2 protein-coding genes are annotated in these 1,561 nt (G+C 63.8%); both read right to left on the bottom strand.

The window, feature by feature from the left end:
• The coding region (locus ON31_RS29615; RefSeq protein ID WP_039818393.1) for a class I SAM-dependent methyltransferase at positions 1–665 on the bottom strand (665 nt) is incomplete at its 3' end.
• The coding region (locus ON31_RS29610; RefSeq protein WP_039818391.1) for a hypothetical protein at positions 665–1,561 on the bottom strand (897 nt) is incomplete at its 5' end. The genes ON31_RS29610 and ON31_RS29615, both read right to left, overlap by 1 nt.

Raw genomic sequence — 1,561 nt, 5'->3', positions numbered from 1 at the left:
GGGCTGGAATACGAGTAGGAGAACTGTAGGCCGACGATCGCGTCGACATCTCGGTCGGTGTCCCATTGCCACCCGAGGGTTTCCACGTTGCGGAACGGCGAACTAGCCAGCACGTCGAAGTGAGTTTGCTCGGCGCGCAGGTAGGTGCCCGATCCAGCGCGACGCTGCGGACCGAGGTATTTGGCTCGCAGGGACGTAACCAAGTCGTCCCATGGCGGGGCGGCAGCGGCGTCGTGCAGTTCTCCGGTGACAACCACCACCGCTCCGCGCGGCCGGATCATGGTGTCGAGGTCCGACAGCAATGCGGCGCGGTCGGTCCAATGGAACGACTTGCCCATGACGACCATGTCCAGCGGCGGCAGATTCAGTGAGTCGAGGTGGTTGGAGTCGCCGCGCAGCCACTCGATGTTGCTGGTTTCGGGTGCGCTGCGCTTCCCCTCGGCCAGCATGTCGGGGTCGGGGTCGACGGCGAATACCGTAGCGACCGCAGGAGCTAGGGGTACCGCGATTTGTCCAGTGCCACAGCCGAGGTCGAGGATTTGTTGAGTGCCGTTGAGTCCGAAGCGCTTTCGAAGTTCGGTGAAGAACTGCGGCGGGTATCCGGGCCGGTATTGGGCATAGTAGGTCGCGGCACCCTGGAACAATTCGTCGGGTTTGTACTGCATCAGTCTGCAACTCCTGCCGAGTTCGCAAGTGATCGAAGTGTGTCGCTCGCACGGCGCTGCTGATCGGCGGCGGCCCGTACGGTCGCCTTCACAGTCGGGTTGGAGCGGAAGTGCTCCGGCGCGACTGCGCGCGATTCAAGCAGCGCCTCGATGGCCGCGTCGGGGTTACCGGCAAGCAGGTGAGCCCGCGCGGTGTCGAGCCAGAAATAGGTTTGCCGTTCGGCACCTACGGCGGACTTGGTGTCGGGTAGGCGTGTGCCCGTAGCGATTTCGACCGCGCGGCCCGCGTCGCCGAGATCTACCTCGGCACCGACACGGTAGAACCGGACGTTGGTTGCGCCGGCCACCGTGTCATAGACGACGCCCTCGGGGAATTGCTCTGCGAGTCGTGCGGCTTCGGCGAAGTGCATTCGGGATGTGTCAGCGTCGGTCACGGTGGCCGCTATGGCTCCTGCCTTCATGTGCAAGGTGCTGTATACCGCCATGGCGATCGGATCGGACCCGATCATAGGCTCGATGTCGGCCATGGATCTGGTCAGCAGGCGCATAGCTTGGCGTGTGGCCCCGATCCGCGCGAGTGTCGATGCCTTCACAAAGTGAGCGCTCGCCAGACGTAGCGGGTCGCCGGATTGTGTTGCCGCCCATTCCATCCGCTCGGTAGCAGTCATCGAAAGATCGTTGTAGCCGAGCTTATGCGACAGCGAGTTAGCGGCCCTGTACGTGTCGGTGAGCATCGCGTATGCGGGCTCGCCTTCTTGGCGCGCAGTGACGAGCAGTCGGTCGACCAGATCGGGGAGCACTTCGGCGACCTTGCGGTATTGAGCGCCTCGCCGCCATTTCGCAACCTGGGTCACCAACGGGCGCAGCCGATCTAGCGATTCGGGCTCGAGGCTGTC

Origin of the sequence: Nocardia otitidiscaviarum NBRC 14405 (genome assembly GCF_000308635.1) — a bacterium.
Classification (GTDB): Bacteria; Actinomycetota; Actinomycetes; order Mycobacteriales; family Mycobacteriaceae; genus Nocardia; species Nocardia otitidiscaviarum.
Note: the sequence above shows the minus strand (reverse complement) of the source record. Positions and strands in the feature narration are given on the sequence as shown.